The organism is Ectothiorhodospira mobilis, from assembly GCF_900114895.1.
In the GTDB taxonomy this organism is placed as follows: Bacteria; Pseudomonadota; Gammaproteobacteria; order Ectothiorhodospirales; family Ectothiorhodospiraceae; genus Ectothiorhodospira; species Ectothiorhodospira mobilis_A.
Genome location: NZ_FOUO01000011.1, coordinates 49,646 through 68,301, shown reverse-complemented (window position 1 = coordinate 68,301; position 18,656 = coordinate 49,646). Strand labels below are relative to the sequence as shown.

Annotated in this window: 13 protein-coding genes; 6 read left to right on the top strand and 7 right to left on the bottom strand. The window is 63.8% G+C overall.

The window, feature by feature from the left end; genetic code table 11:
* The 7 genes from BM214_RS09315 to katG all read right to left on the bottom strand — a co-directional run.
* Nucleotides 1-554, bottom strand: a 554-nt coding sequence (locus BM214_RS09315; RefSeq protein WP_143096380.1) for a transposase, incomplete at its 3' end; no start/stop codon positions are given.
* Between the two features lie 436 nt (nt 555-990).
* On the bottom strand, nt 991-2,526 hold the full coding sequence (csb2, locus tag BM214_RS09310; protein WP_090486107.1) for a type I-G CRISPR-associated protein Csb2: 1,536 nt from the start codon (nt 2,524-2,526) through the stop codon (nt 991-993).
* Between the two features lie 2 nt (nt 2,527-2,528).
* Nucleotides 2,529-3,485, bottom strand: a complete 957-nt coding sequence (cas7g, locus tag BM214_RS09305; protein ID WP_090486105.1) for a type I-G CRISPR-associated RAMP protein Csb1/Cas7g — start codon at nt 3,483-3,485, stop codon at nt 2,529-2,531.
* 13 nt (nt 3,486-3,498) lie between these two features.
* Complete coding sequence (gene cas8g1 / locus BM214_RS09300; protein ID WP_090486102.1) at nt 3,499-5,895, bottom strand: type I-G CRISPR-associated protein Cas8g1/Csx17; 2,397 nt, start codon at nt 5,893-5,895, stop codon at nt 3,499-3,501.
* Complete coding sequence (locus tag BM214_RS09295; protein ID WP_090486099.1) at nt 5,888-6,406, bottom strand: nucleotidyl transferase AbiEii/AbiGii toxin family protein; 519 nt, start codon at nt 6,404-6,406, stop codon at nt 5,888-5,890. Before BM214_RS09295 ends, cas8g1 begins: the two co-directional genes overlap by 8 nt.
* Nucleotides 6,403-8,904: a CRISPR-associated helicase/endonuclease Cas3 gene (locus BM214_RS09290; protein WP_090486096.1), complete on the bottom strand. Its 2,502-nt coding sequence runs from the start codon at nt 8,902-8,904 to the stop codon at nt 6,403-6,405. Before BM214_RS09290 ends, BM214_RS09295 begins: the two co-directional genes overlap by 4 nt.
* A 241-nt stretch (nt 8,905-9,145) precedes the next feature.
* Complete coding sequence (gene katG / locus BM214_RS09285) at nt 9,146-11,332, bottom strand: catalase/peroxidase HPI (RefSeq protein WP_090486093.1); 2,187 nt, start codon at nt 11,330-11,332, stop codon at nt 9,146-9,148.
* 389 nt (nt 11,333-11,721) lie between these two features.
* Between katG and BM214_RS09280 the strand changes: the two genes are divergently transcribed.
* From BM214_RS09280 to BM214_RS09255, 6 genes are all read left to right on the top strand, one after another.
* Nucleotides 11,722-12,306: a superoxide dismutase gene (locus BM214_RS09280; protein WP_090486091.1), complete on the top strand. Its 585-nt coding sequence runs from the start codon at nt 11,722-11,724 to the stop codon at nt 12,304-12,306.
* Nucleotides 12,307-12,516: 210 nt separating this feature from the next.
* Nucleotides 12,517-13,695, top strand: a complete 1,179-nt coding sequence (locus BM214_RS09275; protein ID WP_090486088.1) for an acetylornithine transaminase — start codon at nt 12,517-12,519, stop codon at nt 13,693-13,695.
* A gap of 10 nt (nt 13,696-13,705) precedes the next feature.
* On the top strand, nt 13,706-14,638 hold the full coding sequence (gene argF / locus BM214_RS09270) for an ornithine carbamoyltransferase (protein WP_090486086.1): 933 nt from the start codon (nt 13,706-13,708) through the stop codon (nt 14,636-14,638).
* A 76-nt stretch (nt 14,639-14,714) separates the two neighbouring features.
* Nucleotides 14,715-16,802, top strand: a complete 2,088-nt coding sequence (gene ppk1 / locus BM214_RS09265; protein ID WP_280521893.1) for a polyphosphate kinase 1 — start codon at nt 14,715-14,717, stop codon at nt 16,800-16,802.
* A gap of 174 nt (nt 16,803-16,976) precedes the next feature.
* Nucleotides 16,977-18,170 (top strand): XRE family transcriptional regulator, encoded by a 1,194-nt coding sequence (locus BM214_RS09260; RefSeq protein ID WP_177217641.1) that lies wholly within the window; start codon nt 16,977-16,979, stop codon nt 18,168-18,170.
* A 2-nt stretch (nt 18,171-18,172) separates the two neighbouring features.
* Nucleotides 18,173-18,652, top strand: coding sequence for a DUF4411 family protein (locus tag BM214_RS09255; RefSeq protein ID WP_090486078.1), 480 nt, complete (start codon nt 18,173-18,175; stop codon nt 18,650-18,652).
* Nucleotides 18,653-18,656: the final 4 nt, after the last annotated feature.

Genomic DNA, 18,656 nt, shown 5'->3' with positions numbered 1-18,656 from the left:
CACTGACGTGCTCCACCACGAGGCCGAATAGATTGACGCAACCTGATTATCCACCACCCCAACGGGGGCTTGCGATCGGGGAGCAGGCCATAGATTCGTAAAGTAAGCAAGGCGGCGGTCTCCGCCAGGGCGGCTTCCTTGCGTTGGAGCTCCTTCTCCAGCGCCTTGATGCGTTTGCGCTGGGCCTTGCTCTCGCGCTCCTGACTCTGGCGGCGGCTGTCGGCCAGGTCGGCGGCCTGCTCACAGTCGACGCGCCAGCGCTCCAACTGCCCGGTGTAGAGGCCACGGCTTCGGCAGTATTCGGAGCGCTCCTGAGCGTTCATGGCGGCGGTCTCGACCACCGCTGCAAACTTGTCCCGGGAGGTCCAGCCCTCCGGATCCGGGTGGTCGCTGTCCGGAAAACACTGGCCCTGCTCTCGGGCTTCCTGGCGCCACTTGTAGATGGTCGGCTCGGAGATGTTCTCCTGCTCAGCCACCTGCTTCACCGTCAGGCTGTGAGGTGGCAGCAGCTTGGCCAGCGCCGCCTCTTTGCGTTCGTCACTGTATCGAGGCATGACTCGTCATCTCCTTCACCCCCTCTCAACTTAAGAGGATACAATACAGAGGCGACAACTAGTCTGACAGTGGGGGGGCCTCATTGAAGCGTAGGCCTCACCGGCCCGGGCGGCCTCCTGGGCCGTCCGGTTTCCCCGGCCTTTACCGCCGGGGCCTCATTGAAGCTAATGAAATAAAGAGAATTACGGAAAACATGAGGTTAGGTTTCCCCGGCCTTTACCGCCGGGGCCTCATTGAAGCTAACTGGATGAACAATATCGCCCTGGTTTCCAGCGCCGCGTTTCCCCGGCCTTTACCGCCGGGGCCTCATTGAAGCGTTTTTTCACAATGTTTCTTAATCGGTCCTGAATATCGCGTTTCCCCGGCCTTTACCACCGGGGCCTCATTGAAACCCGGCCTCCCGATACCCGGCAGCCCGGGCTTCGAATGGAACTTTCATTCTTTTTCATCGCCAGGAGAAAACACTCCCAAGCCATAATGGCACCCGAAACCTAGCGCTAAGGGTCCATCCACTGGCTTAGCGAAAATAATTTGTACAAAATGACCGCGAGTGTCGGGCTGGGTCAGTCTTTTGTGCGTAGACCGGAATCGGTGAAAATGGACAGGCCGACGTTTCTTTCCTCCCACTATAATGCGCTCTACCTTTTTTACTTCAACTGGCTCAGGCAGTTCTCTTTGACGGCACTCTCGGGCAATCTGTTCGGCTACACCAAAGTTCTTTTTGATATGCCATGGATGTAGGTAGGGTGTAACAGAGGTCCATATGCGTGCTCGCCCTAGATAGGGAGATTGCGGCAGATCCTTCACTGTACCTGATCCTTCATAAAGTATTTGCCACTCACCACCATCTCGTTCCCATAGCCGCGTAATCCGATCCAACGCTCGGATCCCTTCGGCACTGATACCAGCTGGGGCGTGTACCAGGATATGATCGATATATCCATCCCGATCCGCATCCTCGGGCAGATAGAAGGCGTGGCCGTGGCGATTGTCCACGGGGAGGTGGTGACCCGATAATACTGCGGGTACGTAACCACCGTTCGCCTTTTCAGCGTTCTTGATGGCGGCCACGCGCGCTAGCTCTCCGATCTTGATGGCATCCTCCAGCCGCGGAAGCGGTCTGCCGGCCAGTGCCAGTCGTGCGGTGGTGGTCTGTACACGGTTTGGTTTTGTGAAGCGCAGCGCGGAGTCCTGAGTAAAATTGCCCGAGGGGCGCTGGTAGATGACGGCTCGTGTCCCAGGTGGCAGGCTCCAACCTGCCTGCTGCAAATCGCTAGTCTCCAGGCGAAGAGTATCGATAAACCGCTCCGGCAGAGTGGAGAGGATGGCGCGCTGAGGCTTTTTCAATTTCTTCGCATCGAGTCCATGCTGGCGGATCATGCTGTTACGCCATGTCGCATATTCCTCAGCAGGCCTGGGGGTCATCAGCCGAACCGGCTCCAGCATCTCGCCGGTATCGATATCCATCGAAATTTCAGAGGGATGGCAATTCGCTTCCCCCTCCCAGCTTTCAATGCGCCATGCTTCCACCCAGCTCTCCGCACGGCCAAGAAAGCCAAGATCACGGGTAAGTTCATCCAGCAGCGCATATTGTTCCGGTTCTAGGATCGTATGGGGCCAATTTGCGATCAGCTCCGCTTGCGGGTCTAGTCGAAGAAAGGCGTCAAAAATAAGGGATGTATCCTCTCGTCCGGTCTTGAGGCGGCCCTGGGGCATGTAATGGCGGCTATGGGTGCGCACACCGCATGGTAGCCGATAGCTGGGAAGGTTCGAGGAAAGTCGTTCCACCAATCCGTCTAAGACGGCCGTGGGGTAGCGATCAGAGGCACCCTTGCGATGCCAGGTAGCAACCAGTGCCCGAAGGATCCGCCAAGGAGAAGGCGGCCATTCGATTTCTGCCTCATTGACATGGCGCCCCCAGGGCGTAGCGTGGTAGCGTCCAGCCGGAAAACAAAAGGCAATCGTAACCATGATTACTTCCTGTAGGTTACTTCCGTGATCCTGGGCTCATTGAGAAGCCCTTGCCGCCCTGCCGCTTCGATCAATCCGGGAAGCGCCCCCTCCAGCTCGGACAGGGTCGGCACATTAAATCCTTCTGGACGGTTGACCCGCAGCGCTCGGCAATCCAAGTCACACGCTGTACGCAAGCGCAGGCCAACCTCAAGGAACCGGCGGATCTTGAACAGCGCCATGGCCACCAGGAGTTGTTCCGCTGCTTCGCCCAGGCGGAAGGCCCGGATCTGTGCCAGATCCAGATTAAAGAAGGCAGTGATCCGGGAAGCGACATATTCGTCACGCGCATAGGGTACATTGCCAAACCCTTTGGAGGTATCACCACTCGGATCCACGCTATCAACCTTCACCCCTCCACTCGGCGCCACCTGAACATCTTCCGCTTCGATGAACCCTGAAAGCACCCGAGGCAATCTCAACCGCCCACCGGCAAGTTCCTTTTTGGCCAGGAATACACCGTGCAAGGCTGCATTCGTATCTACTCGAACCAGGGTCTCGGCCAGCTTGCGGATATCGACACGGCCCTGCTCCATCCCGGCGAGTTCCGCCTTGAGCATATCCAGGACCGTGGTGTCCTTGCTTTCCAGAATATAAGGCGAGTTGAGGCGGTGTGCTTCCAGTACCGAGGTCGTCAGGAGTTCTCCGTTTGCGTTCTTCACACGTACATATGGCAATCCCCGTAGCGGAGCCACCCAATCCTCCTCGCCAGGATCCCAGCAAACAGCCTCCAGACGGTTGGCCATACTTTGCGCCGACTCAACCAGTAGCATGCGCCCTTCACCATGGGGCGCGGGATACTCAGCGGCCCCAAGATCGGGAAAGCCAGTGGGTTGGAACCGAGTGCCCTGGATGGGGTGCAGATCCGCCTCCATCAGTAATCGCGGGCTCGTCTCCAGAGCATCAAAATGCATGGACATCTCAAGACTCCTTTCATGTATTCGCAGTGGATTCGGACTCAGTTGGTTGGATAACCATTGCTGGGTTCAGAGATTTCAGCCCTGCGTCGGAGATGGGCACCATCAGCGCCGCCAGCAGTCGCTGGCCCTGGCGGGTCCCTGGGGCGAGGGCGTTCAGAGTGGTGCGTAGACCGCTGGCACGCAGTCGACGTATGCCCTGATCTAGGGCCTCGGTAACATCTCCGGCCTCCAGACGACGGAGGATCCCGGCCGGAAGGGGCAGCGTCGCCTCCGGTGGCAGCAGACCGGTACGGTGAAGCTGCTCCTCGGTACAAAACAGCGGTTTGAGCAGGCGGTAAGCGGCCGGTAGCGGGGCGCTGTATTCCATGGCCCGGCCACCGCCCCCAGGGATGCGCACCAGCATCAGACCGGGCAACAATGCAGCGAGGCGCTGCTCATCCACCTCCCCTGCGATCCAGGCGGCGACATCCGCCAGCGGTGCCGTCCGGGCCGGCTGCAGGGGCCGGTCCGGTAGTTCGTCCTTTTCAGCCTGGAGTAGACGTCGGTAAAGGGTGCCCGCTAGGTTTTTGCTCACCTCGGCACCGACTCTCCAGGTGACGGCATGGTGGGCCTCCTCATCCCATCCGGGGTAACGACCAGGGCGCTCCGGGGCCAGGTGTCCACGCATGGGCAACAGCCACTGACCTTGTCTCCCCCGGGCGTGCAGCCCGGCCAGCGCCGCGGCCAGGGCCATCTCCGGACTGCCGTCGTCGGCCTGGATGAACCACTGCCCCGAAAGCGAGGGCACCGGCGGGCAGCTCTCACGGGCTTTTGGGCTGCGGGCAAGATAGAGTTGGATCTCTCCGAGAATGCTCAGGAGACAGCGCAGGACCGGGGCGCGATCATCCTCGTGTGCGGTGGTCAGCTCGAAGAGGGCATCTTCCAGCCGGCGCGCCAGGGAAAGGATACGATTGGCCCCTTCGGAGCGGGCGTGGCGGCGAAAACGGCTCAGCCAGTTGCCGCTGTCCAAGTCGTCGATGAGGTCGGCGGCCCGGTTGCGCTGGACGGTGATGCGGTTGAGGGGAATTGCGAAGACATTGCGACCGAAACGCTGGATGAAGCTATAACGTTGGAAGGCAGAGATACCGCGATCTGCCCCCAGGAGGGCAATGGCGCGCGTAAAGTCAAGCCCATCCTGTACCGGCCTGCATCCGAGAGTCACGCGGCCCTCGCTCAGTAGGAAGAGGAGTTCATCCATGCTCGCCGGGGCTTTCCATAGAGGAAGCCACATTTCCGCACGGGACCCTTCCTCATCCACTGTCGCAGTCGAGCCCGTACCCGCCCCAGTGACTTGTACTGTAAAGGGAAAACTGGCACTCCCCGAAGCCAGGCTACCCAGCCGGCGCGTGCTGGACGATGCAAAAAGGAGTGTGCCTTCCAGAGCGAGCAGATAGTCCCAGGGGTTGGTCGTCACCTCGCCGTTGTATCCGGTTCCTTGATTGGTACCTCCCGCCATACTAGGCGCAAATTGGCCTGGGACCTGGCCGCTATCGGCAGCTGGCACACTGAACCCGAATAGAGCAGCTCCGAGGGCCGGATCACAACTGCGATCATACAAACAGTCGACGACGAGTTGACCGAACCCTGCGAGATAACTTCCACTCCCCTCGTTTCCGCCCGTCCCCAATAGCGGTGGGAATCGACGCCATTCCGCTGTAAGCGTGTAGCAGGCATCCAGCCACCGAACGAGCCCTTCGTCCAGCTCGGCTCGGCATAGGCGCATCAACTGGAGTTTGCGCTCATCATTCTCGGGCTTCTGCTCGAAGGCATGCTTGCGCAGGAGTGCAGCGATCTCGGCGATGGCATCGCGGTAATGGGCAAGACGCTCCCCTTCGGTTGCCTGAATGCTCTCGAGTACTTTCCGGGCTCCGGATTCCGCAGAGCCTGGATAAAAGCCTGAGCGCGCGCCCCACGGGGCTAACAAGGGCGTTGGCCGGTACTCCTCCAGCAGGAAACGGCGCAGACCATCGGCATCCAGCCGGCTGCAGAGGATGAAGCGCTCGTTCTCCCAGTAGCCGCGGGCCTCAGGATCGACCTGTTCGGCCACCAGACGCAGGATCCCCAGTGCCTTGAGATAACCCGCCAGCGGGATTGGATTGCACCCGGGGAGTGCCAACTCATGAGAGCATCCGTCGAGGCCACGTCCGTCGTAGTGAGCCTCCTCCTCTCCCACACGGCTGTTCGAAGCGTTTGACACCGCTTCATGAGGCGTGCGGCGCGGGGCGGCGGCCAGCCGTTGCGCCGTTTCGCCGAGTTGGAGCATCGCCTCCAGCCGCTCCCGCGGCGTTCGTTGCAATGCTCGGCGGAGCTGGGCACGACGGCTCCCCTCCCGGGTCGCTGCCCCCCAGCCGTCTTCTGTTTTCTCAGTCATTGCTGCTATCCCGGCGTTCCTCGATGATCCATTCCAGGTGCTGGATATCGTCTCGGTCGCGATCCCGGCCGGCAACGCGCTTCATGGCGATGAGCGTTTCCGGCCTTACGGTACGTACTTCGGAACCAGCGACGAGTTCATAGCGATCGGCCCGGTCGTATTCCTCATCGAAGGAGAAGGGCTCGGTCACGAAGAGGTCCACCGTGGTATCCGGATGGGCCTCGCTGATCAGGGAGAAGACCTGCATGTGCTTGTGGGTCATCCACTCCTTGCGCCGAGCCGGATCGGCAAACTCCGTGATTTCCACCGGGACCTGCGGGTGATACCCGAGCCGGGCCAGCGCCTGCACGGCCGCCATCGCATTCCGGGGAGAGAGCTCCACCACCAGATCCAGATCCTGGGTCAGGCGGGTATAACCGTGGAGGTTGACCGCGACCCCTCCAGCGATCAGGTAGCGCACGCCGGCCTCGTCCAGGGCACGCAGAATGGTCAGGATACTATCCAGTCTCATTCACCGGCCTCCCGGGCCGAGGCGCGCCAGTCGGCGATGCGCACCAGGGCCTCTTCCCAGGCCAGGCGGAAGGGACCGAGTTCATTCAAAAGCCGTTGGGTGCGTTCGCTCCAGGAAGGGCCCTGAGGACCATTGCCCAGGCGCATGAGATCCAGTCTCAGGGTGACCGGCTCCAGCCGCAGGCCATGGAGGTTCAGCGCCGGCAGGGAGTCCCCGTCCCAGATGCCGCGGGCGTAGAGGATGCCGGGCTCCGGAGGCTCCATTTCGTCGGGCAGGGCCCTCAGGCCCAGGCGCACACGGCCATGATGGGCGGCAATAAGATAGGCCACACGGTTGCGTTCGGATGGGCTCAGGCCCCCACCGCCGGCCTCCAGCCACGCCAGCGCCGAGGCCAGCTCGTGGCGGAAGCCGGGGCGGTCCTCCCGCCTCCCCTGCCCGTCCAGGCGATGATAGTCGGGCCGCCCTGATTGGTCGGACTTGGCCCAGGGGCCATCGGGATCGCCGGGCTCGAAACCGATGCCGCGCTGGAAGGCCTCGTGGGCCTTGCCGACATCATGCCATCGGGCGGCTAGCTCCAGGAGGGTACGCTCTTTTTGCGGGCATTCCAGGCTGTGGCCCAGATCCGCCATGGCCGCCGCCACGTCGGCCAGATGCTCGGGAAGCGGTACCCGACGACCCATGTGGCTCAGGACATCACTACCGTAACCTTCGGGGTCGACCCCGTTCTTCTGCGGGATCACTGCCACCGGCTCGGCATCACCTGCGACGAAGCCACGATGAGGATCGTAGCCACCGTCAGCAGCGGCCAAGAGGATGGTCTGCCCGGGACGTACCTCATCGGCGCGTATACGGCGCCACCGACCACCGCGTCCCCGCCCGGCCAGCGGATCCAGGCGCCAGGCAAACCGCACCTCTCGGCCCAGCTTCCGCCTCCGGGGGGTGGGTAGTTTCCTGCTTAAATGATTACGTAACTGCCCCACGGAGACGCTGCAAAGCTCTTCCCGGCTCGGGGCACCCTGCTCGGCAGCCGCCTCGTCATCATCCACCGCCCGCCAGAAGACCTGCACCGGTGGGGTCCCTGTATCGCGGATATAGGGGGCGATATCGACATCAAAGCCGGAGAGGTCCGGGTCGGTATTGAAGAGGTCCAGCAGATCGCGCCGGCGCAGGACCTGATCGGTCGGCGGGGCCTCAGTAACCGGAGGCAGGTCCGCTGGTGCAGCGGAGGCCGCGGCCCGGAGCTGCTCCCGGGCCCGGGCCAGGGAGATTGCCTCGTACGGCAGGGCCAGATCACCGGTATTCTCGTCCAGATCGATCCAGTAGATGCGAGCATCTTCGAAACGGCCGGCACGGTTACAGCGACCGAAGCGCTGGACCAGGGAGGCCCATGGGGCCAGTTCGGTGAACAGGACCCGGCTATCTAGATCCACTCCCGCCTCCACCGCCTGGGTGGCGATGATAATACGCCCGGACTCGCCAGGTGGCTCCTGCAACTGCGACTCGATGGCAGCCCGTTCCGCCGGGCGGAAACGGGCATGCAGCAGCAGCCGCTGTGCATCCGTCCCGGCCAGGGCATCGAAGAGGGCCTGAGCCCGGTCGACACGATTGAGGATGACCAGGGTCTGCTCCCCATCCCGATGGGCTGCAATCACCTCGCGGGCCAGGTCGCGCGTGTAGGCCGATTCCCCTTTGCTGATCTTACCGTTGCTGGCGAGCAGGCGCGTTTCGGCCAAGTCCAGGCGCTTGGCGGCCTGGATACGGGCGGCTACGGCGGGTGACCGGCGGTCTGCATCCTCCAGTTGCAGATGTTGCAGGCCGGAGCGCTGGTACGGGCGAAAGTCCACCGTATCCAACCAATCCGTGTGCAAGGTGGCGGAAACCCAGACACTGCGTGCCGGCGCGGCCGTATCCAGCATTCGCCGGAAGGCCTCCAACTGGGTGGTGGTGGGCAGGGCTGGCCCCATGAGTTGTGCCTCATCCAGTACCCACAGGGCATCGTTGTGCAACAACGCATAGTGAACCGGCCACTGATACCGGCTCATGGCATAACCACGCATCAGGGCGCGTGAAAGGAGCATATCCTGAGTGCCCACCAGGACGGCATCCTGTTCCGGGTAGGCCGCCCATGCCCCACGCCGAAGGTCCGCCTCGCCTCCCATGAGCATGTGCACCGCGATCCGGCCCGGTTCTCCGGCGTCACCAAGCACCTGTAAGCGCTGCAACCATTCCCGGATATTGCGCGCGGTCTGCTCGACGAGTACGCGCATCGGCAGGCACCAGATCAACCGCCGCGGGGTATCCGGATCGGGGGCCTTGCGCTCACCGTCGGCCCGCACTCCTCGCCGATACGCCCAGGCCAGGGCGATTCCGGCGGTCTTGCCAAGGCCTGTAGGGATCTCGACGCAATCGGGCCAGGGGCCCTCGGTGAGACGCTTCTGATAAGGGAAGGGGGAACATCCTTCCCCCATGGCGGCGGCAAAAAAGGACTCAAAGCTCATCCGGACCTCATTCCCTAGCGCGACGTGTCAGCGTTCCGTCTGATGTTCTGCCGAGGCTACACGACCAAAACGACAAAATAAGTCGTAGCTTAACCACGACTGATTCACCTTACCATGAGCTATGACGCAGGATCATCCCGTTCAGCCTTGGCGGGAATAACCCAAACGAAAGCGGGGGCATTCGCCCCCGCATGATTCCTCCCGGTGTTCCCGGCGGGGCCGTATAGGCCCCCTCGCCCGGTTATCTCAGATCGAAGCGGTCCGCGTTCATGACCTTGGTCCAGGCCCGGACGAAGTCTTGGACGAACTTCTCGCCGGCATCGTCCTGGGCGTACACCTCGGCGTAGGCGCGCAGGATGGAGTTGGAGCCGAAGACCAGGTCGATGCGGGTGGCGGTCCATTTCACCTGGCCCGTCTTGCGGTCACGGATCTCGTAGAGGTTGTTGCCGGTGGGCACCCAGGTGTTGGCCATGTCCGTGAGATGGACGAAGAAGTCGTTGCTCAATACGCCCTCGCGGTCGGTGAACACGCCGTGGCGGGTGCCGCCGTGGTTGGTGCCCAGCACGCGCATGCCGCCCACCAGCACGGTCATCTCCGGGGCCGTCAGGCCCATGAGCTGGGTGCGGTCCAGCATCAGTTCCTCGGGGGAGACGACGTAGTCCTTCTTGAGCCAGTTGCGGTAGCCGTCGTGGATGGGTTCCAGCACCTCGAAGGATTCCGCGTCGGTCATCTCGTCGGTGGCGTCCCCCCGCCCCGGGGCGAAGGGTACGGTGATGTCCACGCCGGCGGCGCGGGCCGCCTTTTCCACCGCCGCGGTACCCCCCAGGACGATCAGGTCGGCCAGGCTCACCGGCTTGTCCAGGCCGGAGCGGACCTCTTCCAGTACGCCCAGCACCTTCTGCAGCCGCTGGGGCTCGTTGCCTTCCCAGTCCTTCTGGGGGGCCAGACGGATGCGGGCGCCGTTGGCGCCGCCGCGGTAGTCGGAGCAGCGGAAGGTGCGGGTGCTGTCCCAGGCGGTGGCCACCAGTTCGGGGATGCTCAGGCCGGTGTCCAGGATCTTTTGCTTGAGTTCGGCGATCTCCGTATCGCTCAGGGTGTAGTCCACAGCGGGGATGGGGTCCTGCCAGATGAGGTCCTCCTGGGGCACATCGGGGCCCAGGTAGCGGCTCTTGGGACCCAGGTCGCGGTGGGTGAGCTTGAACCAGGCGCGGGCGAAGACCTCGTTGAAGTACTCCGGATCCTGATAGAAGCGTTCGGAGATCTTGCGGTAGATGGGGTCCTTGATCATGGCCATGTCGGCGTCGGTCATGATCGGCTTATGGCGGATGGAGGGGTCTTCCACGTCCACCGGCATGTCTTCCTCCTTGATGTCCACCGGCTCCCACTGCCAGGCGCCGGCGGGGCTCTTTCGCGACTCCCATTCGTGCTCGAAGAGCATCTTGAAGTAGCCGTTGTCCCACTGGATGGGGTGGGTGGTCCAGGCCCCCTCGATGCCGCTGGTGACGGTATCGCGGCCGCAGCCCTTGCCCTGGGGGTTGCGCCAGCCCAGGCCCTGTTCCTCCACCTCGGCCGCCTCCGGGTCGGGACCGATCTTCGTGGCGTCGCCGTTGCCATGGCATTTGCCCACGGTGTGTCCCCCCGCCGTCAGGGCCACGGTCTCCTCGTCGTTCATGGCCATGCGGGCGAAGGTGGTGCGCACGTCCTGGGCGGTGCGCAGGGGGTCGGGGTTGCCATCCACCCCTTCGGGGTTCACGTAGATCAGCCCCATCTGCACCGCGGCCAGGGGGTTCTCCAGGGTATTGCGGTCCTCGCTCTCGTAGCGGCTGGAGCTCTCCGCCAGCCATTCATCTTCCGACCCCCAGTAGGTGTCCTTCTCCGGATGCCAGATGTCGGCGCGCCCGCCGGCGAAGCCGAAGGTCCTGAAGCCCATGGATTCGTAGGCGATGTTGCCGGCCAGGATGATGAGATCCGCCCAGGAGAGCCGGTTGCCGTACTTCTTCTTGATGGGCCAGAGCAGGCGGCGGGCCTTGTCCAGATTGGCGTTATCCGGCCAGCTGTTGATGGGCGCGAAGCGCTGGTTGCCGGTGCCGGCGCCGCCGCGGCCGTCGGTCATGCGGTAGGTGCCCGCCGCGTGCCAGGCCATGCGGATCATCAGGCCCCCGTAGTGGCCCCAGTCCGCCGGCCACCAGTCCTGGCTGTCGGTCATCAGCCGGCGCAGGTCCGCCTTCACCGCCTCCAGGTCCAGCTTCTTGAATTCCTCGGCGTAGTTGAAGTCCGGACCCAGGGGGTCGGTCTTGGTGTCGTGCTGGTGCAGGATGTCCAGGTTCAGCGCCTTGGGCCACCAGTCCATGTTGGAATTCCCGACCGCGGTGTTGCCACCGTGCAGGACCGGGCATTTGCCCGCGCTTGCCACGTCATTACCGGCCATCTTTCTCTCCCATCGTCATGTCTTGTCCGCTGCTTCGTGGGGGCCACCGCGGAAGGCTGCGGTGGGGCGACCCCAGGCAGCGGCATTTCCCGGTGATCCGGGGGCGGCCCCTGCTTGCCGGGACTCCGTGGGGCAGCCAGGCTGCCCGTACACGTTCTGTCCTTGAGGTTATAGGAAAGATCCCGGACGTGTTCAAATAAATCAAATTGATATATTTAATAGTTATAAGCAATAGAACCTCTCGCCCCGCTGGCCCCATGCCCCATCGTTGCGTATGTTCATCCAAGGGCGGCGCGGTTTGCATTCCCCCGCGGCCCTGCCCTATCTTTAGACCCAATCCAAGAATGACACCACCTGCATCCACGCAAGGCACGCAAGGAGAAACGGCCATGACTCACGAACTGCCCCCCCTGCCCTACGACAAGAACGCCCTGGAACCCCACATCTCCGCGGAGACGCTGGAGTACCACCACGACAAGCACCACGCCACCTATGTGGCCAACCTGAACAAGCTGATCCAGGACACCCAGTTCGCGGACCTGCCCCTGGAGGAGATCATCCGCAAGGCCCCCGCCGGCGGGATCTTCAACAACGCCGCCCAGGTGTGGAACCACACCTTCTATTTCAACTGCATGAGCCCCGATGGCGGCGGCGAACCTTCCGGCGCCCTGGCTCAGGCCATCCAGCAGGCCTTCGGTTCCTTCGAGGCCTTCAAGGAGAAGTTCGCCGCCTCCGGCGCCGGAAACTTCGGCTCCGGCTGGACCTGGCTGGTGAAGAATGCCGGCGGCCAGCTGGAGATCGTCAACACCAGCAACGCCGAGACCCCGCTGACCTTCAGCCGCATGACGCCGCTGCTCACCATGGACGTCTGGGAGCACGCCTACTACATCGACTACCGCAACGCCCGTCCCAAGTACATCGAGAACTTCTTCAATGTGGTGAACTGGGACTTCGTCGCCCGTAACATGGGCTGAACCTCCGGGGCCTGTTCAAGAAACGGGTCCACCACCGCCCCGTCCTGCGGAAAACGGCCGTAGGACGGGGCTTTGCGCACGCCGCCCCGGCGTCGTATGATGATCCGTCCGGCGGGGACGCCGGACAGGATCCGCATCCGGCGCAGGGAACGCGTGGCAGGCCGGCAGCCTTGGGCTGCCTTTTTTCGTTTATGGGAGGGGAAACACCCGATGTCAGACGCGCTGGTGCAGAACTACAGGCGCCAACCGGTGGCCTTCGAACGGGGCGAAGGGGCCTGGCTGTGGGATACCTCGGGGCGGCGCTACCTGGACGCCCTGGCGGGCATCGCCGTGTGCGGGCTGGGCCATGCCCACCCCGCCGTGACCCGTGCCCTGTGTGATCAGGCGGGCCGCTTGGTGCACACCTCCAACCTCTACGAGATCACCCTGCAGACCCGTCTGGCCGAACGCCTCACGGCCCGCTCCGGCATGGATCAGGCCTTCTTCTGCAACTCCGGCGCCGAGGCCAACGAGGCGGCCCTGAAGCTGGCGCGCCTGCATGCCCGCCGCCGGGGCATTGAGCGGCCGCAGGTGGTGGTGATGGAAGGCAGTTTCCATGGCCGCACCCTGGCCACCCTCAGCGCCACCGGCAATGCAGCCGTGCAACAGGGCTTCGAACCCCTGGTGGAGGGGTTCATCCGCGTGCCCTACGGCGACCTGGCGGCGGTGGAGGCCCTGGCGGGGCGCGAGGACATCGCCGCCGTGCTGGTGGAGCCGGTCACCGGCGAGGGCGGCATCCGCATCCCCCCCGAGGGGTATCTCCCGGGCCTGCGCCGGGTGTGTGACCAGCGGGGATGGCTGCTGATGCTGGACGAGATCCAGACCGGCATCGGCCGCACGGGCACCCTCTTCGCCTTCCAGCACGAGGATCTGCGTCCCGATTGCCTGACCCTGGCCAAGGGCCTGGGCAACGGCGTACCCATCGGCGCGGCACTGGTGGCCGGCCCCGCCACGGGCCTGTTCACCCCGGGCACCCACGGCACCACCTTCGGCGGCAATCCCCTGGTGTGCGCCGCCGCCCTGGCGGTGCTGGACACCCTGGAGGCGGAGGACCTGCCTTCCCGGGCCGCGGCCATGGGCCGGTATCTGTCAGAGGGCCTTGGCAGGCGGCTGGGGCAACACCCAATGGTGCGGGAGATCCGCCACCGGGGGCTCATGATCGGTCTGGAGCTGGATCGGCCCTGCGGTGAACTGGTGGGCCAGGCCCTGGAGCGGGGCCTGCTTGTGAACGTGACCGCCGCACAGGTGATCCGGCTGCTGCCGCCCCTGATCATCGACCACGCCCAGGCGGACGAGATCATCGATACCGTCTCGACCCTGGTGGAACGCTTCGCGGCCGAGGCCGCCTGAGGAACACACCATGGCTGTTCGTCATTTTCTCTCCCTCCTGGACCTGTCCGCCGAGGAACTGCGTCACTTGATCCAGCGCGCCATGCAGATGAAGGCGCAGCAGCACCAGGGCAATGCCCATGCCCCCCTGCGGGGCAAGACCCTGGCCATGATCTTCGAGAAGTCCTCCACCCGCACCCGGGTGTCCTTCGAGGTGGGGATGCAGCAGCTGGGGGGGCATGCCCTCTTCCTCTCGCCCCGGGACACCCAGCTGGGCCGGGGCGAGCCCATCGAGGACTCCGCCCGCGTGCTCTCGCGCATGGTGGACGCGGTGATGATCCGCACCTATGAACACGAGAAGGTGGAGCGATTCGCCGCCCATTCCCGGGTGCCGGTGATCAACGGCCTCACCGATCTGGAACACCCCTGCCAGCTGCTGGCGGACCTGCAGACCTGGTTCGAGCTGCGCGGCGACATCGCCGGACGCACCGTGGTCTGGGTGGGGGACGGCAACAACATGTGCCACAGCTACATCCACGCCGCCGAACGCCTGGGCTTTACGCTGCGCATCACCTGCCCCGAGGGCTACGACCCGGACCCGCTCATCCTCGCCTCCGCCGGGCGCAGCGCCGCCATCGTGCGCGACCCCATGGAGGCCGCCGAGGGGGCGCACCTGATCGTCACCGACGTCTGGGCCAGCATGGGCCAGGAACAGGAACAGGCGGCCCGCCGCCGCGCCTTCGCCGACTACGTGGTGGACGAGAAGCTCATGGCCCGGGCCGCCCCCGACGCCCTGTTCATGCACTGCCTGCCCGCCCACCGCGAGGAGGAGGTGAGCACCGGCGTGCTGGAGGGGCCGCAAAGCGTGGTCTGGGACGAGGCGGAGAACCGCCTGCACGCCCAAAAGGCCCTGCTGGAATTCCTGCTGGCCGGCGGCGAGACCCAGCCCCTGTCACGGCAGTGAAACAAAGCGACCGTAGTGTGACGCAGGCCCGGGCCCCAGGGCCCGCCGCGGGCGTCCCATGCATCCGACACGGGCCATGATGCAGACCATGACCGACACCGATCTGAGCAATCCGGAGTACTACCTCAACCGCGAGCTGAGCCTGCTGGCCTTCAATCAGCGGGTGCTGGAGCTGGCCAAGCAGGAGGACATCCCCCTGCTGGAGCGGCTGCGCTTTTTGTGCATCTCCTCCACCAATCTGGACGAGTTCTTCGAGATCCGCGTGGCCGGTCTCAAGCAGCAGCTGGCCCTGGGGGTGAACACCCCCGGCCCGGACGGCCTGAGCGCGGCGGAGCAGCTGGCCCGCATCAGCCAGTCGGCCCACGACCTGGTGGACGACCAGTACCGCACCTTCAACGAGATCCTGGTGCCGGCCCTGGCCCGGCAGGACATCCGTTTCGTGCGCCGCACCCAGTGGAACCGCGAACAGGCCGCCTGGGTGAAGGACTTCTGCAGCCGCGAACTGCTGCCGGTGCTCTCCCCCCTGGGGCTGGACCCGGCACACCCCTTCCCGCGCATCCTCAACAAGAGCCTGAACTTCATCGTCACCCTGGAGGGCAAGGACGCCTTCGGCCGCGAGAGCCGCATGGCGGTGGTGCAGGCCCCCCGCTCCCTGCCCCGCCTGGTGCGCCTGCCGCGGGAGATCGCCCAGGGGGACAACGACTTCGTCTTCCTCTCCTCCATCCTGCACGCCCATGTGGGCGAGCTCTTCCAGGGCATGAAGGTCACCGGCTGCTATCAGTTCCGGCTCACGCGCAATTCCGACCTGTTCGTGCACGAGGAGGAGATCGACGACCTGCTCATGGCCCTGGAGGGGGAGCTGCCCCAGCGCAACTACGGCGAGGCGGTGCGCCTGGAGGTGGCGGACAACTGCCCCGCCAAGGTGGCGGACTTCCTGCTGCGCCAGTTCAAGCTGCAGCCGGAGGACCTCTACCAGGTGAACGGGCTGGTGAACCTCAACCGGCTCATGGCGGTGCACGAGATGGTGGACCGGTCCGATCTCAAGCATCCCCCCTTCGTCGCCGCCCTGCCCCCGTCGCTGACCGGCGCCTCGGACATCTTCCACACCATCCGCCGGGGGGACATCCTGCTGCACCACCCCTACCAGTCCTTCCTGCCGGTGCTGGAATTCCTGCGCCAGGCGGCGCGGGACCCGGACGTGCTGGCCATCAAGCAGACCCTCTACCGCACCGGCGAACGCTCCCAGCTGGTGGAGACCCTGATCCAGGCGGCGCAGGCGGGCAAGGAGGTGACCGTCATCATCGAACTGCGGGCCCGCTTCGATGAGGAGGCCAACATCCAGCTGGCCAACCGGCTGCAGGATGCCGGCGCCCATGTCACCTACGGCGTGGTGGGCTACAAGACCCACGCCAAGCTGCTCATGGTGGTGCGCCGGGAGAAGGGGCAGATCCGGCGCTACGTACATCTGGGCACCGGCAACTACCACGCCGGCACCGCCCGGGCCTACACCGACCTGGGCCTGCTCACCGCCGACCGGGGCGTGGGCGAGGACGTGCACAAGATCTTCCAGCAGCTCACCGGGCTGGGCAAGGTCTCCAAGCTGCGCAAGCTGCTGCAGTCCCCCTTCACCCTGCACTCCGGCATGATGGAACGTATCGAGCGGGAGATCGAGCACGCCCAGGCCGGGCGCGGCGGTCGCATCATCGCGCGCATGAACTCCCTCATCGAGCCCCGCATCATTCAGGCCCTGTACCGGGCCTCCCAGGCGGGGGTGCGCATCGACCTGGTGGTGCGGGGCATCTGCTCCCTGCGCCCCGGCGTGCCCGGGGTGTCGGAAAACATCCACGTGCGTTCGGTCATGGGCCGCTTCCTGGAGCACTCGCGGGTGTTCTACTTCCACAACGCCGGCTCGCCGGAGGTCTTCCTCTCCAGTGCCGACTGGATGCCACGCAACTTCTTCCGGCGGGTGGAGACGGCCTTCCCCATGGACAACCCGGAACTGCAACAGCGGGTGATCGAGGAATCCCTCTGCTACTACGTGGAGGACAACACCCAGACCTGGGTGCTGCAGCCGGACGGCAGCTACCGGCGCATCCAGCCCCAGGAGGGGGAACCCCCCCGCTCTGCCCAGGCACGCCTTTTGGAGAAACTGAGCGCCTCGTGACGGGCGGGCATGCCCTTGCGGGGATACGCCGTGGAATGCCTCACCCAAGCGCGGCTTCAGTATCCAACAGGGCTGCGCGTAGCACGCTATCCGGTTTCATCTTGACGCACTTTCTGTCGAAACGAGATATTTACCCGTATGAGCGATGCTCTTTGCTAAAAAGTGATGACTGTGATGAAGGCCCATATCAATCCTGCGGTCCTTCGCTGGGCGAGGGAGCAAGCGAGGTTGTCTCTTGACGAGGCCGCCCAACGGGCCGGTATTGCAGACACAAGAAAGAAGACGGCTGGCGAGCGTTTGGAAGACTGGGAAACCGGAGAGGAAATTCCGGCCCGGACCCAGGTGACGAAGCTGGCGAAGGCCTATTACCGCCCGGTCCTGACCTTCTACATGCGGAGGCCACCGAGGCAAGCCGAACCCATCCACGACTTCCGCACCCTCGCTGACCAAGCGGTTGACGAAGATGGGAACGTTCTTCAGGCCCTTGTGCGGCGGATGCGGGCGCGTCAGCAAGAGGTGATTGGACTGCTGACCGAAGAGGCTGAAGGTGTCGAACCCCTGCCTTTTGTGGGCCGTTTCCAGAATCCGACTTCCCCTGAAGTGGTGGCGGCCGACATCCGGCAGGTGCTGGACCTGGATTTCGGGAGCCAACGTGCCTTGCGGGATAGGGACACGCTGTTCCGAGTTCTGCGGCAGAAAGCCGAGGAAGCCGGCGTGTTTGTGCTCCTTCAAGGCGACTTGGGAAGCCACCATACGGCCATTGAGCCGGAGGCGTTCCGAGGCCTCGCCCTAGCCGATCCCATCGCTCCCTTTGTCATCATCAACAGCAACGACGCCAAGGCGGCCCACACATTTACCCTGCTGCACGAACTGGCCCATATCTGGGCCGGTGCGACAGGAATCAGTAATCTATCGCCGTTTACGGGGCGGGAAGATACCCAGAACCTAGAGGCGTTCTGCAACCGGGTCGCTACCGAATTCCTGATGCCAAAGTTTTTTTTTCTGGAGGCATGGAGGCAGGTGCGTGACCAGGGTCTGCGTGAGGCGATCGAAACCCTGGCAACCGAGTTCAGTATCAGCCGCGCAGCGGTGGCCCATCGTCTATGGAAGTTGGGTCAGATCGAGGACGATGATTGGTGGGAGCGGTACCGTGCCTATCAGGCCGAGTGGAAACAACATCGAGACCGCCTGCGAGCACGGGAAGGTGGCCCCACCTATCACACTACGAAACGCAGTCAGCTTGGATCGGCGTTGATCCGGACGGTCCTCGGGGCGGTTGATGCCGGGGCGATCACCTATACCCGCGCATCCCGTATCCTGGGCGTGAACGCCAAGAACTTCGACGGACTGAGGGCGGGGCTGGGGTAATCGTGTTTCTGCTGGATGCCAACGTCTTCATCTTCGCACATCGCGACTACTATCCCCCGGAACGGGTACCAGAGTACTGGAGTTGGTTGGCCTACAACGCAGACAAGGGGAACATCAAGGTGCCCCAGCCCATCTGGGATGAACTAAAACCCCAGGACGAAGAGCTGAAGGACTGGTTCAAGGCACACAAGGACGATTTCATCCTGAACCCCGATGACAGCGACATGCTGGTTCCCGATGTTCTGGACAAGTATGCGCCCGACCTGACAGACGCCGAGATCGAACAGATCGGCAATGACCCGTTCCTGATCGCAGCTGCGCTACGCTACAAAGCGACAGTGGTCAGCAAGGAGGGCTCAAAGCCCTCGAAGAAAAGAGCGAACCGAAAGATACCCGACGTGTGCCGGGACCTCGGTGTCCTGTGCATCACCGATCACAGGCTGATCGTGGAACTTGATTTCCGGACCAACTGGCGAGGATAACAGC